We start from the raw sequence: 18,496 nt of genomic DNA, 5'->3' as shown, positions 1-18,496 counted from the left end.
CGCTCCTTGAACGACGTGAGGGCTTACAGACCCGACTCGGACGTGCGCACCAGGATGCGGCGGCAGTTCTCGCAGCGGACCACCGTGTCGGGGGCCGCCGCGCGGATCTCGTTGATGTCGGTGATGGCGAGTTCCTGGCGGCAGCCCTGGCAGGTGCGCTGGTAGAGCTTGGCCGCGCCGATGCCGCCCTGCTGCTGGCGCAGCTTGTCGTAGAGCTTGAGGAGGTCCGCGGGGATGGTGGCCGCGATGACCTCGCGCTCCTTCTCGGCCTTGGCCTCGTCGGCTCCGAGGGTCTCGTCGGCTGCGTTGCGGCGGGCGGTCGCGTCGTCGATCTTGCCCTGCACGGAACCGACCCGCTCGGTCAGTTCGGCGGTGCGCTCCTGTGCGGACTCACGGCGCTCCATGACTTCGAGGACGATGTCCTCCAGGTCGCCCTGGCGCTTGGCGAGGGAGACGATCTCGCGCTGGAGGTTCTCCAGGTCCTTGGGCGAGGTGACGGCGCCGGAGTCGAGGCGCTGCTGGTCGCGGGTGGCGCGCTGGCGGACCTGGTCGACGTCCTGCTCGGCCTTGGTCTGCTCGCGGGCGCAGTCGCTCTCCTCGGTCTGCACGGCCACGAGCAAGTCGCGCAGCTGGGTGAGGTCCTTGGTCAGCGCGTCGATCTCGGCGTGCTCGGGCAGGGAGTTGCGCTTGTGCGCGAGCTGCTGCAGGCGTACGTCGAGGGCCTGGACGTCGAGAAGTCGGATCTGGTCGGCGGGCGCGGCGTTCAGTTGGGGGCTCCCAGTGGGTCAGGTGTGGCGGAGGACGCCGCGTGGGCGGTCCAGGGGTCGGTGACCGTCTTGGAGACGTGGACCCTGAGGTCCCATCCCTCGCGGTCGGAGATCTCGTCGAGCTGGGCGGCGGCCAGCTCGCACCAGGGCCACTCGGTGGCCCAGTGCGCCGCGTCGAGCAGCGCGAGAGGACTGTGGGCGCGGGCCTCGGAGACCGGGTGGTGGCGGAGGTCCGCGGTGAGGAAGGCGTCGACGCCCGCCGCGCGTACGTCGTCGAAGAGGCTGTCGCCGGAGCCGCCGCTGACGGCGACCGTGCGGACCAGGGCGTCGGGGTCGCCGGCGACGCGGATGCCCTGCGCGGTGGCGGGCAGTCGCTCGGCGGCGCGGGCCGCGAGTTCGCGGACGGTGAGCGGGTGGTCCAGCTCGCAGACGCGGCCGAGGCCCCGGCGGCCGTCGGGGTCGGTGGGGTCCGGCACGAGGGGGCGTACGACACGGAGGTCGAGCGCGCCCGCGAGGGCGTCGGAGACTCCCGGGTCGGCGCGGTCGGCGTTGGTGTGGGCGACGTGCAGCGCGATGTCGTGCTTGATCAGGGTGTGCACCACGCGGCCCTTGAAGGTGGAGGCCGCGACCGTGGTCGTACCGCGGAGGTAGAGGGGGTGGTGGGTGACCAGGAGGTCGGCGCCCAGCTTCACCGCCTCGTCGACGATCTCCTGGACCGGGTCCACGGCGAACAGCACGCGCGTGACGCCCTGATCCGGGTCGCCCACGACCGTGCCGACCGCGTCCCAGGACTCGGCCCGTTCGGCGGGCCACAGGTTCTCCAGCGCGGCGACGACTTCGGACAGGCGGGGTGCGGACTGACGGGATACGGGCTGACGGGGCACGGGCAAAGGCTACCTGGCCGCACTGCGGGGCTGAACCGCTGAAGCGGCCGTAGACGGCCTACGGTCCCGTTCAGCACACCGGCCCCGGTTTCCTCAGGCGAATCGTTACTTGGCCACCCTTATGTGTGATGAGGCTGCTCATCGGTCCCACGTCCGTACGTACGAAAACTAGTTTCGTCGCCGGAGGTGACCGAACCATGACGGCCTGTGCGATCGAGCCCACGGCGGCGGACGAGGACGGGGAGACGGACGGGGAGACGCGGACCGACGGTGCCGCGGGCACCGCGTGCGCGATCAGCGCGGACGGGGCGTACGCCGCCCGTCTCGCGCCGGCCGGCGACTGTCTGTTCCCGGAGCGGTGGACCCTGGACGGCCCGGAGCCGTACGCGGTGCCGCTGCCCGGCAACCAACCGGAGGAGCCTGGCAGCGAGGTGCAGCCGATGGGCGACGGGCGGGTGCTCATCCGGCGGCTGGTCGACGGGCGGCACACGCTCTCGCTGCTCTACCCGACCGGCCCGGGCACCGGTGAGCTGCCGCTCGGCGCGATCGAGTGCCCGGACCCGGACACCCGGCTGCGGCTGCTGCCGCCGGCGCCGGGCGGCGAGAAGGCGTACGCCCTCGCCGTGGGCCGGCGGTCGACGGCCGTGTGGCTGGTGGCGGGGGGTGCCTTCGGGCCCGAGCATCTCGCGATGGTGCCGGGGCGCTGTTCGGGCGGGGTCTGGCTGGACCGGGCGGGGCGGATGCTGGCGCTGGACCGGGAGGTCGGCGGGCGGACCAAGGCGATCGTGGTCGACCTGGAGCGGGACGGGGAGGTGTCGCCGCTGCTGCAGATCGCCGCGGACAGCGACGACCGGCTGCTCGCGGCCGACCCCGACAGCGGGCTGCTCCTCATCCGCTCGGACGCGCCGTCGCCGGGGCGGGAGGAGCGGCTGGGCTGGGGGGTGATCGGCTCCACGCTGCCGGTGCGGTTCCCGGAGTGCCTGCGGGTGGCGGACTGCACGGTGACGCCGTTCGCGATCCAGCCGGGGCAGGTGCTGATGCCGGAGAACTGCGGGGTGGCGCTGCGCATCGACGGGCCGGGCGGCAGCTGGCTCGGCGTCTGGCGGCCCTCGGACCGGCAGCTGCTCCAACTCCCGGCGCCCGAGGGGTGGTTGGCGGGCGCCGGGCTGTGGAGCGAGGACGGGGTGCTGCAACTGCCGTACGCCACACGGGAAGTGCCGTGCGGTGTGCTGCGGTTGGCGGTGCCCAGGGGGGCGGGGGACAACGGGGGCCCGGGGGCCGGGGGGATCCCTGGGGTAAAGGGGGAAACGGGGGGTACGGGGGAAACACGCCCGGGGGATCCGGTTCGGGACGGGACGGTGGGCGCGCCTGGGGAGGCCGCGCCCGAGCCGTCTCCACCGTCCGAACCGGATCCTCCGGTGCCGGTCGCGCCGCGTCCGGTGCCGTTGCGGGAGGCGCCGCTCAACGGCCGGGTGGCGGTCGGGTAACAAAGTGGTGCGGCTCGGTAACGAAGTCGTTCCGGACGGCGGTCCGCCTCGCGTCGGCCCCGGAACGGCTGGATAAGATCGCCGAGCTGTATGAAGGATCTTGTTACTACGGGGTGAAGTTTCCGATGAACGACACGAACACCGCACAGACGATGTCCGCCGACGCCCAGGACACCTCCGGCCACGGCAAGCACCGGGGCCCGGTCTCGGCGCAGGACGGCGACGCTGCCACCCACGGCCGCCACCGCAAGCCGTCGGAGCAGTCCGACTACGCGAACGCCTGACGGTACGTCAGGCACCTTGCACCACACGGCCCCGCTCGTCCTCGGACGGGCGGGGCCGTCGCGTCCCCTATGCTCCGCCCGGCTCCCGCTTGAGCCCGAGCACCTCGGCCGCCGCGAACGTCTCCCCCGCCGGTCGCCTCGCGTAGTGCGGAGTGAGTACGGCGTCCAGCTCGTCGTAGGTGAAGGTGTCCTGCTTGCTGTCGAACTTGGCCTGCACCTGCGGGCGTTCGACGATCGCGACCATGCCGCCGTGCACGACGAGCAGCTGTCCGTTGATCCGGGCGGCGGCGGGTGAGGCCAAGTAGCCGACGAGCGGGGCGACATGCTCGGGGGCGAGGGGGTCGAGGCCGTCGTCGGGTTCCTGGAAACCGGCGAAGACGTCCTCGGTCATCCGGGTGCGGGCGCGCGGGCAGATGGCGTTCGCGGTGACGCCGTACTTGGCCAGCGCGAGGGCGGTGGAGGTGGTCAGGCCGACGATTCCGCCTTTCGCCGCCGCGTAGTTGGGCTGTCCGGCGGAGCCGGCGAGGAACGCCTCCGACGAGGTGTTCACGATCCGCCCGTACACCGGCGCGCCCGTCTCCTTGGAGCGGCGGCGCCAGTGCGCGGACGCGAAGTGGGTCGTGTTGAAGTGGCCCTTGAGGTGGACCCGGATCACCGAGTCCCACTCGCCCTCCGTCATGGAGAAGACCATGCGGTCACGGAGGATGCCCGCGTTGTTGACGAGGATGTCGAGCCCGCCGAGTTCGTCGACCGCCGACTCGACCAGTTCGCGGGCCTGTTGGGTGTCGGCCACGTCTCCGGTGTGGGCGAGGGCCCGGCCGCCCGCCTCGCGGATCTCGGCGGCGACCCGTTCGGCGGGGCCCGCGGAGGCCTCGCCGGAGCCGTCCCGGCCGGGCTGGCCGTAGTCGTTGACGACCACGGCCGCGCCGAGCCGGGCGAGTTCGAGCGCCTCGGCCCGGCCGAGTCCGCGTCCGGCGCCGGTGACGATCGCGACCAGGCCCTCAAGTGGCAGCGTCATGACCGGCCTTCAGATCTCGATGCAGGTGCGCAGGGCCGTCCCCGAACGCATCTGGTCCAGGGCCTCGTTGATGTCGGCGAGCGGCACCCGGTGGGTGATCAGGCTCTCCAGGTCGACGCGGCCCGCTCGCCACAGGGCGATCGTGCGCTCGTAGGAGCGCAGCACGTCTCCCCCGCCGTACATCGAGGGCAGGATGCGCTTCTCGTCGAAGAACAGCTCGAACATGTTGAGCTGGAGGAAGTCGTCGAGCGCGCCCGCGCCGACGATGACGAGGGTGCCGCCGCGCCGGGTGTTCTCGTAGGCGGTGCGGGCGGTGGCGGAGCGGCCGACGACCTCGAAGACGTAGTCGAAGCCCTCGCCGGCGGTGACCTCCTGCTTGGCGGCGGGCAGCTCGTCCGGGGAAACCGCCCTGGTGGCACCGAACTTGAGCGCGGCCTCGCGGCGGGAGGCGACCGGGTCGACGGCGACGATCTCGGCGGCGCCCTTGAGCCGGGCTCCCTGGATCGCGGAGATGCCGACACCTCCGCAGCCGATCACGGCGACCGACGAACCGGCCTCCACGTCGGCGGTGTTGAGGGCGGCGCCGAGTCCCGTGGTGACGCCGCAGCCGATGAGGGCCGCGATGTCGAAGGGCACGTCGTCGGGGATCGGCACGGCGCAGCCCGCGTCGACGACGACCTCCTCGGCGAAGGTGCCGGTGCCCGCGAAGCCGAAGACATCGCCGCCGGGGCGCTTGAAGTTGGGGGTGCCCGCGTTCATGAAGCCGGCCAGACACAGCTGGGTCTGGCCGCGCTTGCAGGCGGCACACACACCGCAGGCCGGCAGCCAGCAGACGACGACCCGGTCGCCGGGCTTCAAGTGGCTGACGCCCTCGCCGACTTCGAGGATCTCGCCCGCGCCCTCGTGGCCGGGCACGAACGGTGCCGGCTGCGGCAGGACGCCGGCCATCGCGGACAGGTCCGAGTGGCACAGCCCCGTGGCGCGCACCCGGATCCTGACCCGGCCGGGCCCGAATCCCGTCGTCTCGACGTCGTCGAGGACTTCCAGTTTGTCCTGGCCTATCTCGTGCAGTACGGCTGCGCGCATGGGGCGCTCCCCTCGACTCTGCTCAACTCGGGCCTGGTTCAGGAGTGTTCGACGGTCGTGTCGGCGAGGACGGGTGCGTCGTCCCGCTCCACGGCGCTCACCGCGACCCGCACCTCGGTGTCGCCGAGGCGCCACATGCGGAGGCGCAGCGTCTCGCCGGGGTAGACGACTCCGGCGAACCGGGTGTCGTAGCCGCGTACCCGGGTCACATCGCCGTCCAGCAGGGTGTCGACGACGGCCTTGAGCGTCATGCCGTAGGTGCAAAGACCGTGCAGGATGGGCCGGTCGAACCCGGCGACCTTGGCGAACTCGGGGTCGGCGTGCAGCGGGTTCCAGTCGCCGGAGAGGCGGTAGAGGAGGGCCTGGTCCTCGCGGATGGGACGCTCGACCACCTTGTCGGGGGCGCCCGTTGGCGGTTCGAGGCGGGTGGAGGGCCCGCGGTCGCCGCCCCATCCCCCCTCTCCCCGTACGAAGATCTGCGCGTCGTTGGTCCACAACGGGCCGTCGGCGTCGGCGACTTCGGTGCGCATGACGAGGACGGCCGCCTTGCCCTTGTCGTAGACGGCGGCGATGTGGCCGGTGCTGGTCGCGGTGCCCTGGGCCGGGATGGGCCGGTGCAGGCGCAGGGACTGGCCGCCGTGCAGGACGCGGGCGAGGTCGACCTCGATGCCGGGCATGGACAGGCCGCTGATCACGCCGGGCGATCCGTTGCCCGCGACGGTGGCGAAGCTCGGCAGGACGTGCAGCCGGGACTCCAGGGTGTAGCGCAGCTCGTCGGGGTCGGTCGCCGGGGTGCCCGCGCCGAGGCCGAGGTGGTAGAGCTGGACGTCCTTGGTGGTCCAGGAGATCTCGCCGGTCCGGGGTTCGGCCGCGAGGGCCAGGGCTGCGTCGATGGGCATGGGGCTCCTGATCGCCGGTGGTCGAAGACCTCGGTGCGGCCGTCCGCACCGTCGGCCGCACCGAGGTCGTCACGGGCCGACCTAGAACGCGTTCCAGTCCGGCGACCCTTGTATAGCCCAGCACCCGGCAGTTGTGAAGGCTCCTGACACTGTGTCAGGTCCGGTTTCCGCGGCTGAGGACCGGTGACATTTGTCCTGCCCGAGTCCGTACAAGCGCATCTGCCGGACAGGGGGTGCGAGTTCGTAGCGTCGTACCCATGACACAGACAGGTGGGACAGAGCGCGCGGTGTCCTTCGCGGGGGCGGTCAAGACCTTCGGCGCGGTGCGCGCCGTCGACGGGGTGGACCTGGAGATCGGGCGCGGCGAGACGGTCGCGCTGCTCGGGCGCAACGGCGCGGGCAAGTCGACGGCGATCTCGCTGCTGCTCGGGCTGAACGCGCCCGACGCCGGCACGGTCGAACTGTTCGGCGCGGCACCCGAGTCGGCCGTCCGCGGTGGCCTGGTCGGGGCGATGCTGCAGGAGGCGCGGGCGGTGCCCCGGGTCACCGTCGGCGAGCTGGTCGCGTTCGTCGCCCGGCGCTATCCGGCGCCGATGCCGATCGCGCGGGCCCTGGAGCTGGCCGGGATCGGCGAGTTGGCCGGGCGGCGGGTGGACCGGCTGTCGGGCGGGCAGACGCAGCGGGTGCGGTTCGCCGTGGCGCTGGCGGGCAACCCCTCACTGATCGTGCTGGACGAGCCGACCGCCGCGCTGGACGTGGAGGCGCGGCACGCGTTCTGGCAGTCCATGCGGGGCTTCGCGCGGCGCGGCCACACGGTCCTGTTCTCCACGCACTACCTGGAGGAGGCCGACGCGCACGCCGACCGGATCGTCGTCATCGACCGCGGCCGGATCGTCGCCGACGGCACCGGCGAACAGCTCAAGCGGGCGGCCGGCGGCAGCCTGGTCTCCATCGACCTGGCGGGCCGCCCCACCGAGGGCCTGGACCGGCTGCCCGGCGTACGCACCCTCGAAGTCCGGGGCGACCGCGCCCTGTTGCGCACCGACGACTCGGACGCGACGGTACGCGCGCTGGCGGACCTGGACGCGATCCACGGCCTGGAGGTCACGCCGGCGTCGCTGGACGACGCGTTCCTGGCACTGACGGCACGCGAGCTGGAGACGGTGTGATGCTCGACCGCCTGCGGCTCGCGAACCGCCTGTCCCTGCGTGATCCCGGCCCGGTGGCCGGAGGCCCGCGCACCGGCCGCCGCCTCGGCGCCACCCCGGTACCACTGAAGGACACGGAGACCGTCCGATGATCGACTACCTGCGCCTCGAAGTCCGCCGGACCCTGCGTGACATCGGCTTCGTGATCGGCGGGATCGCGATGCCCGTGATGATGTATCTGCTGTTCACGAACCTCGGGGGCGACGACAGCGGCTACCAGGCCACGGCGATGGTCGGCATGGCCGCCTACGGCGCGGTCGGCTCCGCGCTCAACACCGGCGGCGGGGTCGCCGAGGACCGGGCGATCGGCTGGCTGCGGCAGCTGCGGGTGACGCCGATGACCCCACGCCAGGTCGTCCTGGGGCGAGCGCTGACCGGTTCGGTGACCGTGCTGCCGGCGATCGTCGCGGTGCTCGCGGCGGGCGGCCTGGTCAACGGCGTACGGCTGGCCGCCTGGCAGTGGGCGCTGATCGCGCTGCTGCTGTGGCTGGGCTCGGTCCCCTTCACCCTGCTCGGCCTCGGCAACGGCTACGGCCTCACCTCCCAGACCACCGGCGTCGCCAACATGGCCTGCAACCTGGGGCTCGCGGTGATCGGCGGCCTGTGGTTCCCGATCAGCCTCTTCCCCGGCTGGCTGCGCACGGTCTCCGCCTACACCCCCACCAACCGCTTCGCCCAGCTCGGCACCTCCGTCGCCGACGGGCACGCCCCCGCACTCGGCGCGATCGTGGTGCTGACGGCCTGGCTGCTCGCCTTCGGTTCGTACGCTGTGCTGGCGTACCGCCGGACCGGGCGGACCGTGTGACCGGGGGAGCGAAAAAGATGTCCTGGATACAGGGGATCACCTGTCAGGTGCGGGCCTGGCAGGCGGCGCGGGCCGACTGGAAGGCCGACATGGAGCGGTTCAAGACCGCACGGAAGGAGGCCCGCAGGACCGGCGGGAAGATGCCCGAACAGCCCGGTCCGCCGCCCACCGGCTTCGCGCTGCTGCCGTGGCTGCTGATGGGAATGGGCTCCTTCTCGAACCTCCTCCAGGGCAAGACCCCCAACCCCTGGATCGGCGCCCTGGGCCTGCTCGCCTTCAACTCCCTCTACATCAACGTCGTCTTCCGCGCCTTCGTGAAGGACAAGCGCGAGTCGCTCTCGACCCGCGTGGCGCTCGGCGCGATGTGCCTGATCACCTGCGGTCTCGCCCTCGGCTACGGCGGCAGCTGGCTGTACTTCTTCCCGCTCCTCGGCCTCGCCACCGGCGCCGTACTGCGCGGCCCGTGGCTCGGCAAGACCGGCATCGCCCTGGCCGCTCTGGCGGGTGCCGTCTCCGGCGTCCGGGCGGGCACGGCCGCCATCAACATCGCGTACGGCACCTTCCTGTCGACGATGGTGACCGCCGCGATCCTCTCCCTCTCCGAGGCCGTACGCGAACTGCGCGCCGCCCGCGAGGAGTTGGCCCGCCGCGCCGTCGAGAAGGAACGCATGCGGTTCTCCCGCGACCTGCACGATCTGCTCGGCCACACCCTCTCGGTGATCGTGGTGAAGTCGGAGGCGGCCCGGCGCCTCGCACCCCGTGACATGGAGGCCGCGCTCGGCCAGATCACCGACATCGAGGCCGTCGGCCGACAGGCCCTCACCGAGATCCGCGAGGCCGTCACCGGCTACCGCGAGGGCAGCCTCGCCACCGAACTCGACCGCGCCCGCTCCGCGTTGTCCGCCGCCGACATCGACCCGGTGGTCCGCCAGTCCGGCCCACCCCTGACCCCGGGGACCGAGGCCCTGCTCGGCTGGGTGGTCCGCGAGGCGGTGACCAACGTCGTACGGCACAGCGGCGCGGCCCGCTGCGAGATCACCCTCGACGGCGTCCTGGACCGCGCCCGCCTGACCGTCGCGGACGACGGCGCCGGCGACTCCGCTGGGTCCGGTTCCGCCGAGGGCATCGGCGGAACCGGTCTGAAGGGGCTCACCGAACGCCTCGCGGCGGCGGGCGGCTCCCTGCGCGCCGGCCCGTCGCCACGCGGCGGCTTCACGGTCACCGCCGAACTCCCGGTGGAGGCAACCGATTTGACGTCCTCCGTGGTGGCTACGGCGCCCAGGGAGCCGTGACCACCCAACTCACGTCGTCCGTCCACGAGGTGGCGCTGTCGAAGGCGTTCGAGCCGCCGTCGCTCGCTATGTAGACGTTGTAGTTGTAGTGCCGGAGGTATCTGGTCGGGTAGTTGTACGACGCGAACGAGCTGCCCGTGCCGCTCTTGCCGGTCGACGCGCAGAACGTGGCGTCCTGTCTGAACTGCGCGGTGCCGACCATGGGTTGGCGGTAGAGCTGGTAGTTGTAGTGCCGCAGGAAGTCGCCGGGGTAGTTGCGCGACTCGAAGGAGTAGCAGGAGCTGTCGGCGAGTCCCCTGCGGACGATCCAGGTGGCGTCGCCCTTGTCGAGCGCCGAACTGCTGGACGTGATGGCCGAGAGGACCGCCGCGTTGTTCTGGTGGCGGATGTAGTCGGCCGTGCAGCACGAGGTCGTCGCCCGCAGCGAGATCTCCGAACCGGCCGCGAGCGTCCCGGTGGTGCCGGTCGAGCCGCCGTAGCCGACGGACACGATGTTGGCCTGTACGGAGTTGTCGGCGGCGTCCGTCGGGATGCCGGCCGTCATGACGCCCTCGAAGAACGAGCCGATGGAGCCGTTGCTGTTGTCGCCGCCGGTGCCCAGGACGATCGCGCCCTCCTGGTGCATGGGCGAGTAACCGCTCGTGGTGGGCTCACCGCCGGAATAGGTGGTCGTGAGACTCCCCGACTGGGCGTTTCCGTATTTCAGCGCGAAATGGTCCTGACCGTTGTTTTTCAGCAAAGCGGTGACGAAAGGCATCGCTCCGGTGCCGGTGTTCGCCGTGTTCTTGCTGTACCCGGAGTCCGACTGGAACAGCCCGTTCTCCAGGTCGGCCTGCACCCAGGGACCGCTGCCGTAGCAGGGCGCGAACCAGCACTCGGTGCCGAAGTTGATCGCGTCCATGTGCCCGTTGCCGGTGTCCTGGTTGTTGGTCTCGGCGTTGCCGTAGTCGAAGCAGCAGCTGCCGTTGACGTGCGTGCCCGAGGTCACCATGTACATCCCCTCGGCGGCGCCGTTCGTCGCCACGCCCGAGGTGGAGTTGTCGCGGTAGCCCATCCCGGCGGAGATCTCCAGGCCGTAGACCTGGTGCCCGCCGACGGTCACCGGCAGGGCGTCCGCGGGCGCCCCGACATCGGCCACGCCGGCCCCGCCCGCGCCCTCGATCGTGAGGTCGTTGTGGCGCGCGGACTGGTCGTAGATCTTGGTGATGATGCACGTCGTACCGGAACAGAACGAGTCCTGGGCCGCCGCGTTGGCGTATCCCCCGGCCGCCAGCAGCCCGATGTTCGCGGTGGCGCTGTCGGAGGCGCGCTGCACTTGGTAGAGCGAGCCGTTGTACGACGAGTAGAGCGCCCGGACGAGACTGTGCGCGGCGACGCACGGTGTCCCGGCGGTGGCGTAGATGTCGCACGGGAGCGAGGTGGCGGCCGACGCCTGCGGAACGCCCACGGCCAGTGCGAGGACGGTCACGAGCGCGGACAGTGCGGCCAGGGTCGCGCTTCTCAGCCGGCGCGGCCGAGTGCGGAGGAGTCTCAAGAACACGGTGCACCTCTTTTTCTGGAGGGGCTGGTCGATATACCGGACGCCGTTCGATCGAAATGCCGAACCCATTCGCGATCGAAATGTCGAACTGTCGAAAGTTTTCCGAAAGCGGCTCTGTTCGGGAAATTCCATGGCTCCGGCGGAATACCGAGGCGATTGTTTGCCCGCAGCCGGAGACCGTCAAGACTCACGGACGCGAACAATGAAGAGTTTTTGATAACCGCTCCGGGCCTTACCCTTGCCCCGTGGATGAGATGCCCCGGGACCACCGGCCCGCCAAATCCGTCAGAGTGCTGCTCGCCGAGGACCAGGGCATGATGCGCGGCGCCCTCGCCCTGCTGCTCGGCATGGAGGCGGACCTGGAGGTCGTCGCCCAGGTCGGGAGGGGTGACGCGATCGTGGACGCGGCCCTGATCCACCGCCCCGATGTCGCTCTCCTGGACATCGAACTCCCCGGCATGAGCGGCCTCGACGCCGCCGCCGAACTCCGCGAACAGGCCCCCGACTGCCGGGTGTTGATCCTCACGACCTTCGGCCGCCCCGGCTACCTCCGCCGGGCGATGGAGGCGGGCGCGGCGGGCTTCCTGGTGAAGGACGGCCCGGTGGAGGAGCTGGCCGCCGCGATCCGCCGGGTCCTCACCGGCGAGACGGTCATCGACCCGGCCCTTGCCGCCGCCGCGCTGAGCGCGGGCCCGAACCCGCTGACCGCCCGCGAGTGCGACGTCCTCAATGCCTCGGTGGACGGCGCGACGGTCTCCGACATCGCCACGAAGCTCCACCTCTCCGAGTCCACCGTCCGCAACTACCTCTCCTCCGCGATCGGCAAGACGGCCACCCGCAACCGCATGGAAGCGATGCGGGAGGCCCGCCAACAGGGGTGGCTGTAGGACGGACGCACCTCAAGGGACGGGCAGGACGATGTGCCGCCGGCCGCTCCCCGGACCTGCCGTGGGAGCGGCCGGACAGCTTCTACTTCGTCACTCCGTCACCTTCACCGAGTCGAACGACGTCCCCTCCGGGGCGACGCACACGAACCAGTTGTCCGGAGAGCCGGCCACCGGGCGGATCGTCGCCTCGTCGCTGTTGACGTCGGCCCCCGAAGCCACCCTGTGGGCCTCGGTGGACGTGCCGTCCTTCCAGCTGCACTGGACCGTCCGCGCGGTCTTGGCGACCTGGCCGACCACCAGACGCTGGGGGCCGTCGGTCTTCTTCGGGTCCAGAGTGGACGCGCCCGACTTGAGGTCCGTGCCCGCCATGGTGTCCTGCGGGGAGGCCGAGTCGCCCATCAGGAGAGTCGGGCCTCCGCTCCCGTACGACTGCCGTACGAAGTACGTGATCTTGCCGACCAGTGCGGACGCGTTGTCCTTGTCCCAGGGCTCCTCGCCGCGGATGGACATGGCGGTCAGCTGGGCCTGGGCCTCCGCCTTGGTGCGGGGGGCACCCCACACGTCGAGCGTGACGTACCAGTCCTTGCTCTTGTCGGTGCCCGTCGCGAGCATCGTCTCCTGCGGCAGGTACACATGCCGCTGCTCCGGTGTCGACGGCCGGGTCGCCTTCTGGGACACCGCGGGCGTCACCTCCGACCCGCCGCTGTCGCGCAGCGAGGCCAGTGCCAGGGTGCCCGACGCGCCCGTGATCACCAGTGCCGCGGCCGTGGCGAGCGCCCAGCGGCGGGCCCGGCGGCGACGGCCGCCGCGGATCACCGCCTGGTAGGGGGCTATGCCGATCTCGACCTCGTCCGCCGCGTCGGCCAGCAGGAAGGCGATGTCTCTGTCCGTCATGGTGTGGTTCGTCTCCCGGTCCGCGCTCATCACTTCGCTCCTCCCTGCGTCACCGTCTCGGCGAGTCCTGGTATGGCGCGGAGTTTCGCGATCCCCTTGGCCGCGTTGCTCTTCACCGCGCCGACGGAACAGCCCATGGCCTGCGCCGTCTGTGTCTCGGTCAGGTCCTCCCAGTACCGCAGCACCACCGCCTCCCGCTGCCTCGGGGGCAGTTGGGCCAGTGCCTTCAGCAGGGCGTTGCGGTCCTCGGCCTGGGCGATGCGGTCACCGGTGTCGGCGATCTCGCGCACCAGTCCCGAGTCGTCCTTCGGGGCCAGGAACTCCTTGAGCCGTCTGCGGTGTTTGCGTGCGTGCGCGTTGATCATCACGCGCCGTACGTACGCCTCCGGATCGTCCGCCGAGCCGACCTTGCGCCAGGCCACGAAGACCTGTTCCAACGTCGACTGGACCAGGTCCTCCGCGGCGTGCTGCTCCCCCGTCAGTAGAAATGCCGTCCGCACCAACCGCGGCCAGCGGCCGATGACGAAGCTCTGGAACTCGTCGTCCCGAGTCCCCCGAGCCTCCTTGCGATCCCCCATGGGCACCTCCTAGATGTCTAAAGGAGTCCATGAGCCGCCCGGATCGTTGCCTCACTTCTCGAAACTCGTGGAAGCCGCGCCCTCGGCGTCCGCCGCGTCCACCACGACATCGCCGTCCGCGCTCGCCGCGGGCACCGCGGCCACCGCCGGCACCGCCGCCCTGCGCCACGGCAGCCACACCGCCATCAGCACCACCCCGCCGAGCAGCACCCCAGCCCCGGTACGGAACGCCAGCGCATACCCCTCCGTCAGCGCCTCCGGCGTACTCCCGCCGCTGCCCGCGGCCTCCGCCGCCCGCGCCGCCGCGATCGTCGACATCACGGCGAGGCCCAGCGAACCCCCCATCGTGCGCGAGGTGTTGACCAGTCCGGAGACGAGACCGGCCTCCCCCGGCGCGGCTCCGGACGTGGCGAGCGCGGCGAGCGGGGTGGCGGTCAGGCCCGCGCCCAGCATCATCAGGATTCCGGGGAACATGATCTCCGTCAGATAGTCCCCCCGCGCGGTCATCTGCGACTGCCAGCCGAAGCCCACCGCCGCGATCAGCGTCCCGAGGACGGCGACGTTGCGCGCGCCGAGGAGCGGCATGAAGCGGGGTGCCGACTTGGAGCCGACGAGGACGGCCAGGGAACTCGGTACCAGGGCGAGCCCGGCCTCCAGCGGGCTGTACCCGAGGACGTTCTGCGCGTACAGCGTCATGAAGAACCACATGCAGAACATCGCGGAGCCGCTCAGGAACATCGCCGCGTTGGCCGACGACACCGCCCGCGACCGGAACAGCCCGAGCGGCATCAGCGGAGCCGCCGTGCGGGCCTCGACGGCCAGGAAGAGCGCGACCAGCGCGAGTCCGGCGGCCAGCGGGGCCAGGGTCGCGGCGGCCGTCCACCCCTCGGCCTCGGTCTGCGAGATGCCGTAGGCCAGCGCCCCGAGGCCCGCCGTGACCAGGACGGCGCCCGGCAGGTCGAGGCGGCGCCCGTCGCCGGCCCGGCTCTCCGGGAGCCACCTCAGCGAGCTGGCCAGCACCACCGCGCCGACGGGCACGTTGATCAGCAGCACCCACCGCCACGACAGCGTGTCGACGAGCACTCCGCCGACGAGTCCCCCGGCCGCCCCGCCGCCCGCGCCGACCGCCGTCCAGGTGGCGATGGCCCGGGCGCGGGCCGCGCCCTCCGGCACCGCCGAGGTGACGATCGTCAGCGTCGAGGGCGCCAGCACGGCGGCGCCGAGTCCCTGTACGGCCCGGGCGAGGAGCAGTTGCCAGCCGTCCTGGGCGAGTCCGCCGGCCAGCGAGGCCAGGGTGAACAGCGCGAGCCCGACGAGGAACATCCGTTTGCGGCCGTAGAGGTCTCCGGCGCGTCCGCCGAGCAGCATGAACCCGGCGAAGGCGATGGCGTACGCGTTGACGACCCACTGCAGTCCGGACGCGCTCATGCCCAGGTCGGCCCGCATGGACGGCAGGGCGACATTGACGACGGACACGTCGAGGACGACGAGGAACTGTCCGGCGCACGCGAGCGCCACGACCAGCCAGGTGGCGGGCCGCGGGGAACCCTGTCGGGGCGGGCGGGCTGTTCGGGAGGCATCAGCGGCTCGGGGCATGGTTGTCATACTCTCAACCCGCCCGCGCCCCTTGCATCGGCATTTCGCCCTGGCCACGGGCCCGTCGTAAGACCTACGTCGCCCGCAGCAGCGTGACCACCGCGGCCCCGCCAAGACCGATGTTGTGGGCGAGCCCCACCTCGGCCCCCGGCACCTGCCGCTCCCCCGCCGTACCTCTCAACTGCCACACCAGCTCGGCGACTTGGGCGATCCCGGTGGCCCCCAGCGGATGTCCCTTGGAGATCAGCCCGCCGGACGGGTTCACCACCCACCGCCCGCCGTACGTCGTCCCCCCGGACTCGACGAGCTTCCCGGACTCCCTGGGTTCGCACATGCCGAGGGCCTCGTACGTCAGCAGTTCGTTGATCGAGAAGCAGTCGTGCAGTTCTACGACGTCCACGTCCTCGATGCCGAGTCCGGAGCGTTCGTAGACCTGGCGGGCGGCGGCCCGGGACATGGGCTGTCCGACGACGTCGATACAGGAGCCGGAGGCGAAGGAGTCCTCGGTGTCGGTGGTCATCGCCTGGGCGACGATCTCGACCAGCGGTCCGGCCAACTCCCTTGACCGCGCGAAGCGTTCGGAGACGACGACCGTCGCCGCGGCTCCGTCGGAGGTCGGTGAGCACTGGAGTTTCGTCAGCGGGTGGTGGACGACCCGGGCCGCGAGGATGTCGTCGACGTCGTAGACGTCCTGGAACTGGGCGTACGGGTTGTGCGCGGAGTGCCGGTGGTTCTTGGCGGCGACGGCGGCGAGCTGGGCCTCGGTCGTGCCGTACTTCTCCATGTGTTCGCGGGCCGCGTCGCCGAAGATCTGGGCGGTGGGCGGGGTCATCTCGAAGCCGTGCCGGGCGGCCATGATCCCGTAGTGGCGGGCCACAGGGGACGTGGCGAAGTCGCCTCCGTCGGTGCCCCCGCCGAGCGCGCCGCGCTTCATCGTCTCGAAGCCCACCGCGAGCACGCAGTCGGCGGCGCCGCCCTCGACGAGCTGGCGGGCGAGCATCAGGGCGGTCGAACCCGTCGCGCAGTTGTTGTTGACGTTGTAGACGGGGATGCCGGTGAGACCCAGCTCATAGGCGGCGCGCTGGCCGGCGGTCGAGGGCTGGAAGCAGTAGCCGATCGGAACCTGTTCTACGTCGCCGTAGGAGATCCCGGCGTCCGCGAGGGCGGCGTTCCCCGCCTCGCGCACCATGTCCCAGTACTGCCACTCGCGGCTCTCCGGCTTCTCGAACTTCGTCATCCCGACGCCGGCGACATAGGCCTTCATGGCGGGCGAGATTAGAACACGTTCCATTGAATGGCCAGAGATGACGGAGGGTCAGATATTCATGGGACGGTCAAGGATTCGTTAGTACGCCGAAGCATCGGAATAGTTGCCCATGCATACGAGGTTTACCGTGCACTTATCCCGCACGGATCACTCACCCTTACGGCCTGGAGGCCTCACTCCATGACGCACACGTCGACCGACCAGCCCGCACGGAGGCCGTCCGGCGCCATCGTGCCGGTGCTCGCCTTCGCGGGCATCGTTGTCGCGGTGATGCAGACCCTGCTCGTCCCGGTCATCAAGGACCTGCCGCAGCTGCTGAGCACCGAGCCCAGCAACGCCACCTGGGTCCTGACCTCGACGCTCCTGTCCGGAGCCGTCGCCACGCCGATCATGGGCCGCCTCGGCGACCTCTACGGCAAGCGGCGGATGCTGATCACCAGCCTGGCCATCATGGTGGTGGGCGCCCTCGTCAGCGCCCTCACCAGCGATCTCCTCACGATGATCGCGGGCCGTACGCTCCAGGGCTTCGCGATGGGCGCGATACCGCTGGGCATCGGCCTGATGCGCGACATGCTGCCCCGCGAGAAGCTCGGCTCGGCCATGGCCCTGATGAGCTCCTCGATCGGCGTCGGCGGCGGCCTCGCGCTGCCCGCCGCGGCCCTCGTCGCCCAGCACGCCGACTGGCACGCCCTCTTCTACGGCGCCGCCGGCCTCGGTGTCCTCGCCATCGTCCTCACCCTCCTCGTCGTACCGGAGTCCCCGATGCGCGCCGAGGGCACCTTCGACGTGCTCGGCGCGATCGGCCTCTCCGCCGGCCTCGTCCTCTTCCTCCTGCCCATCACCAAGGGCAGCGACTGGGGCTGGACCTCCGGCACCACGCTCGGCCTGTTCGCCGCGGCGGCCGTCGTCCTCGTCCTGTGGGGCGTGATGGAGCTGCGCCTGAAGGCCCCGCTGGTCGACCTGCGCACCACGGCCCGCCCGGCGGTCCTCTTCACCAACCTCGCCTCGATCATGGTCGGCGTCTCCTTCTACGTCGTCTCCCTCGTCCTGCCCCAGCTCCTCCAGCTCCCCAAGGCCACCGGCTACGGCCTCGGCCAGTCGATGGTCACCGCCGGTCTGCTGGTCGCGCCGCTGGGCCTGACGATGATGTTCACGGCGCCCGTCTACGCCCGTCTCTCCGCGAGGTACGGCCCCAAGGTCACCCTGATCATCGGCATGGTGATCATCGGCGTCGGCTACGGCGCGGGCATCGGCCTGATGAGCGCGGCCTGGCAGAGCCTGGTCATCGCGGTCGTGCTGGGTGCGGGTATCGGACTCGCGTACTCGTCGCTGCCCGCGCTGATCGTGGGGGCGGTGCCGGCGTCCGAGACCGGTGCGGCGAACGGACTCAACACCCTGATGCGGTCCATCGGTACGTCCGTCTCCAGCGCCGTGATCGGGATGGTGCTGGCCAACACCGCGAACCATGTGGGCGGGGTCGCGATCCCCACGATGCATGGATTCCGGGTGTCTTTCATGATCGCTACGGGTGCGGTGGCCGTCGGTCTGTTGATGGCACTGTTCCTCCCGAAGCCGAATCGGGCGCCGCAGTTGAACTTCAGCAGCGAGGAGGAGGCGAACCTGGAGCGCGCGGAGGAGATTCTGCGGGGCTTCAAGGGACGGGTGTTGAGTGCCGACGGCGTGCCGGTCGCCCGTGCGAAGGTCACGCTGATCGACCGGCGTGGTCGGCAGGCCGGAGCCACCTTGTCCTCCGAGGACGGGAGTTATGTGCTCGCGGTGCCGTCCGAGGGGGCGTACGTGTTGGCCGCGCGTGCGGTGGGACATGGGCCGTTGGCCTCGTCTGCGACGCATGCGGGAGATGAGATTGCCGTGGACCTCGATCTTTCGTTGCCCGGTGAGAGTGTCAGCGCGTAGTCGGTAGTTTGTCGGGTGCGGGTGTGTGGGGGCTGGTCGCGCAGTTCCCCGCGCCCCTAAAGACAACCGCGTACCCCTGATCGAGAGGTC

The 18,496-nt window shown here is 71.1% G+C and carries 18 protein-coding genes; 8 read left to right on the top strand and 10 right to left on the bottom strand.

Translation table 11 applies throughout. The features are described from left to right. Positions 1-23: 23 nt before the first annotated feature. Complete coding sequence (locus tag ACIBJH_RS12190; protein ID WP_399116936.1) at positions 24-767, bottom strand: zinc ribbon domain-containing protein; 744 nt, start codon at positions 765-767, stop codon at positions 24-26. Further along, positions 764-1,651, bottom strand: a complete 888-nt coding sequence (locus tag ACIBJH_RS12185) for a Nif3-like dinuclear metal center hexameric protein (protein ID WP_399116746.1) — start codon at positions 1,649-1,651, stop codon at positions 764-766. The genes ACIBJH_RS12190 and ACIBJH_RS12185 overlap by 4 nt, the downstream gene beginning before the upstream one ends. A gap of 197 nt (positions 1,652-1,848) precedes the next feature. Between ACIBJH_RS12185 and ACIBJH_RS12180 the strand changes: the two genes are divergently transcribed. Then, on the top strand, positions 1,849-3,138 hold the full coding sequence (locus tag ACIBJH_RS12180) for a hypothetical protein (RefSeq protein WP_399116745.1): 1,290 nt from the start codon (positions 1,849-1,851) through the stop codon (positions 3,136-3,138). Between the two features lie 125 nt (positions 3,139-3,263). After that, positions 3,264-3,422 carry a hypothetical protein gene (locus ACIBJH_RS12175; protein ID WP_399116744.1) on the top strand — a complete coding sequence of 53 codons (159 nt, stop codon included), beginning with the start codon at positions 3,264-3,266 and terminating at the stop codon, positions 3,420-3,422. Between the two features lie 67 nt (positions 3,423-3,489). On the opposite strand, the gene ACIBJH_RS12170 is transcribed toward ACIBJH_RS12175, so the two are convergent. The 3 genes from ACIBJH_RS12170 to ACIBJH_RS12160 are packed head-to-tail and all read right to left on the bottom strand — an operon-like array spanning position 3,490 to position 6,425. Continuing rightward, positions 3,490-4,440: a 3-oxoacyl-ACP reductase gene (locus ACIBJH_RS12170; RefSeq protein WP_399116743.1), complete on the bottom strand. Its 951-nt coding sequence runs from the start codon at positions 4,438-4,440 to the stop codon at positions 3,490-3,492. Between the two features lie 9 nt (positions 4,441-4,449). Beyond that, complete coding sequence (locus tag ACIBJH_RS12165; RefSeq protein WP_399116742.1) at positions 4,450-5,526, bottom strand: Zn-dependent alcohol dehydrogenase; 1,077 nt, start codon at positions 5,524-5,526, stop codon at positions 4,450-4,452. A gap of 38 nt (positions 5,527-5,564) precedes the next feature. Beyond that, positions 5,565-6,425, bottom strand: coding sequence for a MaoC/PaaZ C-terminal domain-containing protein (locus ACIBJH_RS12160; RefSeq protein ID WP_399116741.1), 861 nt, complete (start codon positions 6,423-6,425; stop codon positions 5,565-5,567). A 257-nt stretch (positions 6,426-6,682) separates the two neighbouring features. On the opposite strand from ACIBJH_RS12160, the gene ACIBJH_RS12155 reads away from it, so the two are divergent. From ACIBJH_RS12155 to ACIBJH_RS12140, 4 genes are read left to right on the top strand one after another with little or no spacing between them, the layout of a single operon-like run. Next, positions 6,683-7,594, top strand: a complete 912-nt coding sequence (locus ACIBJH_RS12155) for an ABC transporter ATP-binding protein (protein WP_399116740.1) — start codon at positions 6,683-6,685, stop codon at positions 7,592-7,594. Further along, the gene (locus tag ACIBJH_RS12150) at positions 7,594-7,725 is read left to right on the top strand and encodes a hypothetical protein (protein WP_399116739.1); all 132 of its coding nucleotides are present in this window, start codon (positions 7,594-7,596) and stop codon (positions 7,723-7,725) included. Before ACIBJH_RS12155 ends, ACIBJH_RS12150 begins: the two co-directional genes overlap by 1 nt. After that, complete coding sequence (locus tag ACIBJH_RS12145) at positions 7,722-8,438, top strand: ABC transporter permease (protein ID WP_399116738.1); 717 nt, start codon at positions 7,722-7,724, stop codon at positions 8,436-8,438. Before ACIBJH_RS12150 ends, ACIBJH_RS12145 begins: the two co-directional genes overlap by 4 nt. A gap of 17 nt (positions 8,439-8,455) precedes the next feature. Further along, positions 8,456-9,730 (top strand): sensor histidine kinase, encoded by a 1,275-nt coding sequence (locus ACIBJH_RS12140; protein WP_399116737.1) that lies wholly within the window; start codon positions 8,456-8,458, stop codon positions 9,728-9,730. Here ACIBJH_RS12140 and ACIBJH_RS12135 read toward each other — a convergent pair. Then, positions 9,708-11,270 (bottom strand): alpha-L-arabinofuranosidase B, encoded by a 1,563-nt coding sequence (locus ACIBJH_RS12135; protein ID WP_399116736.1) that lies wholly within the window; start codon positions 11,268-11,270, stop codon positions 9,708-9,710. The two genes, ACIBJH_RS12140 and ACIBJH_RS12135, sit on opposite strands and share 23 nt — an antisense overlap. Before the next feature lie 254 nt (positions 11,271-11,524). Here ACIBJH_RS12135 and ACIBJH_RS12130 point away from each other — a divergent pair, with 254 nt between their 5' ends. Next, positions 11,525-12,157, top strand: coding sequence for a response regulator (locus ACIBJH_RS12130; protein ID WP_399116935.1), 633 nt, complete (start codon positions 11,525-11,527; stop codon positions 12,155-12,157). A 90-nt stretch (positions 12,158-12,247) separates the two neighbouring features. Here the strand turns inward: ACIBJH_RS12130 and ACIBJH_RS12125 are convergent, their stop codons facing one another. From ACIBJH_RS12125 to ACIBJH_RS12110, 4 genes are all read right to left on the bottom strand, one after another. After that, complete coding sequence (locus ACIBJH_RS12125) at positions 12,248-13,081, bottom strand: hypothetical protein (protein WP_399116735.1); 834 nt, start codon at positions 13,079-13,081, stop codon at positions 12,248-12,250. Next, the gene (locus tag ACIBJH_RS12120; protein WP_399116734.1) at positions 13,081-13,629 is read right to left on the bottom strand and encodes a SigE family RNA polymerase sigma factor; all 549 of its coding nucleotides are present in this window, start codon (positions 13,627-13,629) and stop codon (positions 13,081-13,083) included. Before ACIBJH_RS12120 ends, ACIBJH_RS12125 begins: the two co-directional genes overlap by 1 nt. 51 nt (positions 13,630-13,680) lie before the next feature. Further along, entirely contained in the window at positions 13,681-15,234 is a 1,554-nt protein-coding gene (locus ACIBJH_RS12115; RefSeq protein WP_399116733.1) for an MFS transporter, read from the bottom strand. 64 nt (positions 15,235-15,298) lie between these two features. Next, complete coding sequence (locus tag ACIBJH_RS12110; protein WP_399116732.1) at positions 15,299-16,489, bottom strand: lipid-transfer protein; 1,191 nt, start codon at positions 16,487-16,489, stop codon at positions 15,299-15,301. A 183-nt stretch (positions 16,490-16,672) separates the two neighbouring features. On the opposite strand from ACIBJH_RS12110, the gene ACIBJH_RS12105 reads away from it, so the two are divergent. Then, a complete protein-coding gene (locus tag ACIBJH_RS12105; RefSeq protein WP_399116731.1) occupies positions 16,673-18,406 on the top strand; it encodes an MFS transporter in 1,734 nt (577 codons plus the stop codon). The last annotated feature ends 90 nt before the right edge of the window (positions 18,407-18,496 follow it).

The sequence above is a fragment of the Streptomyces sp. NPDC050548 genome, from assembly GCF_044457385.1.
Taxonomy (GTDB): domain Bacteria; phylum Actinomycetota; class Actinomycetes; order Streptomycetales; family Streptomycetaceae; genus Streptomyces.
Note: the sequence above shows the minus strand (reverse complement) of the source record. Positions and strands in the feature narration are given on the sequence as shown.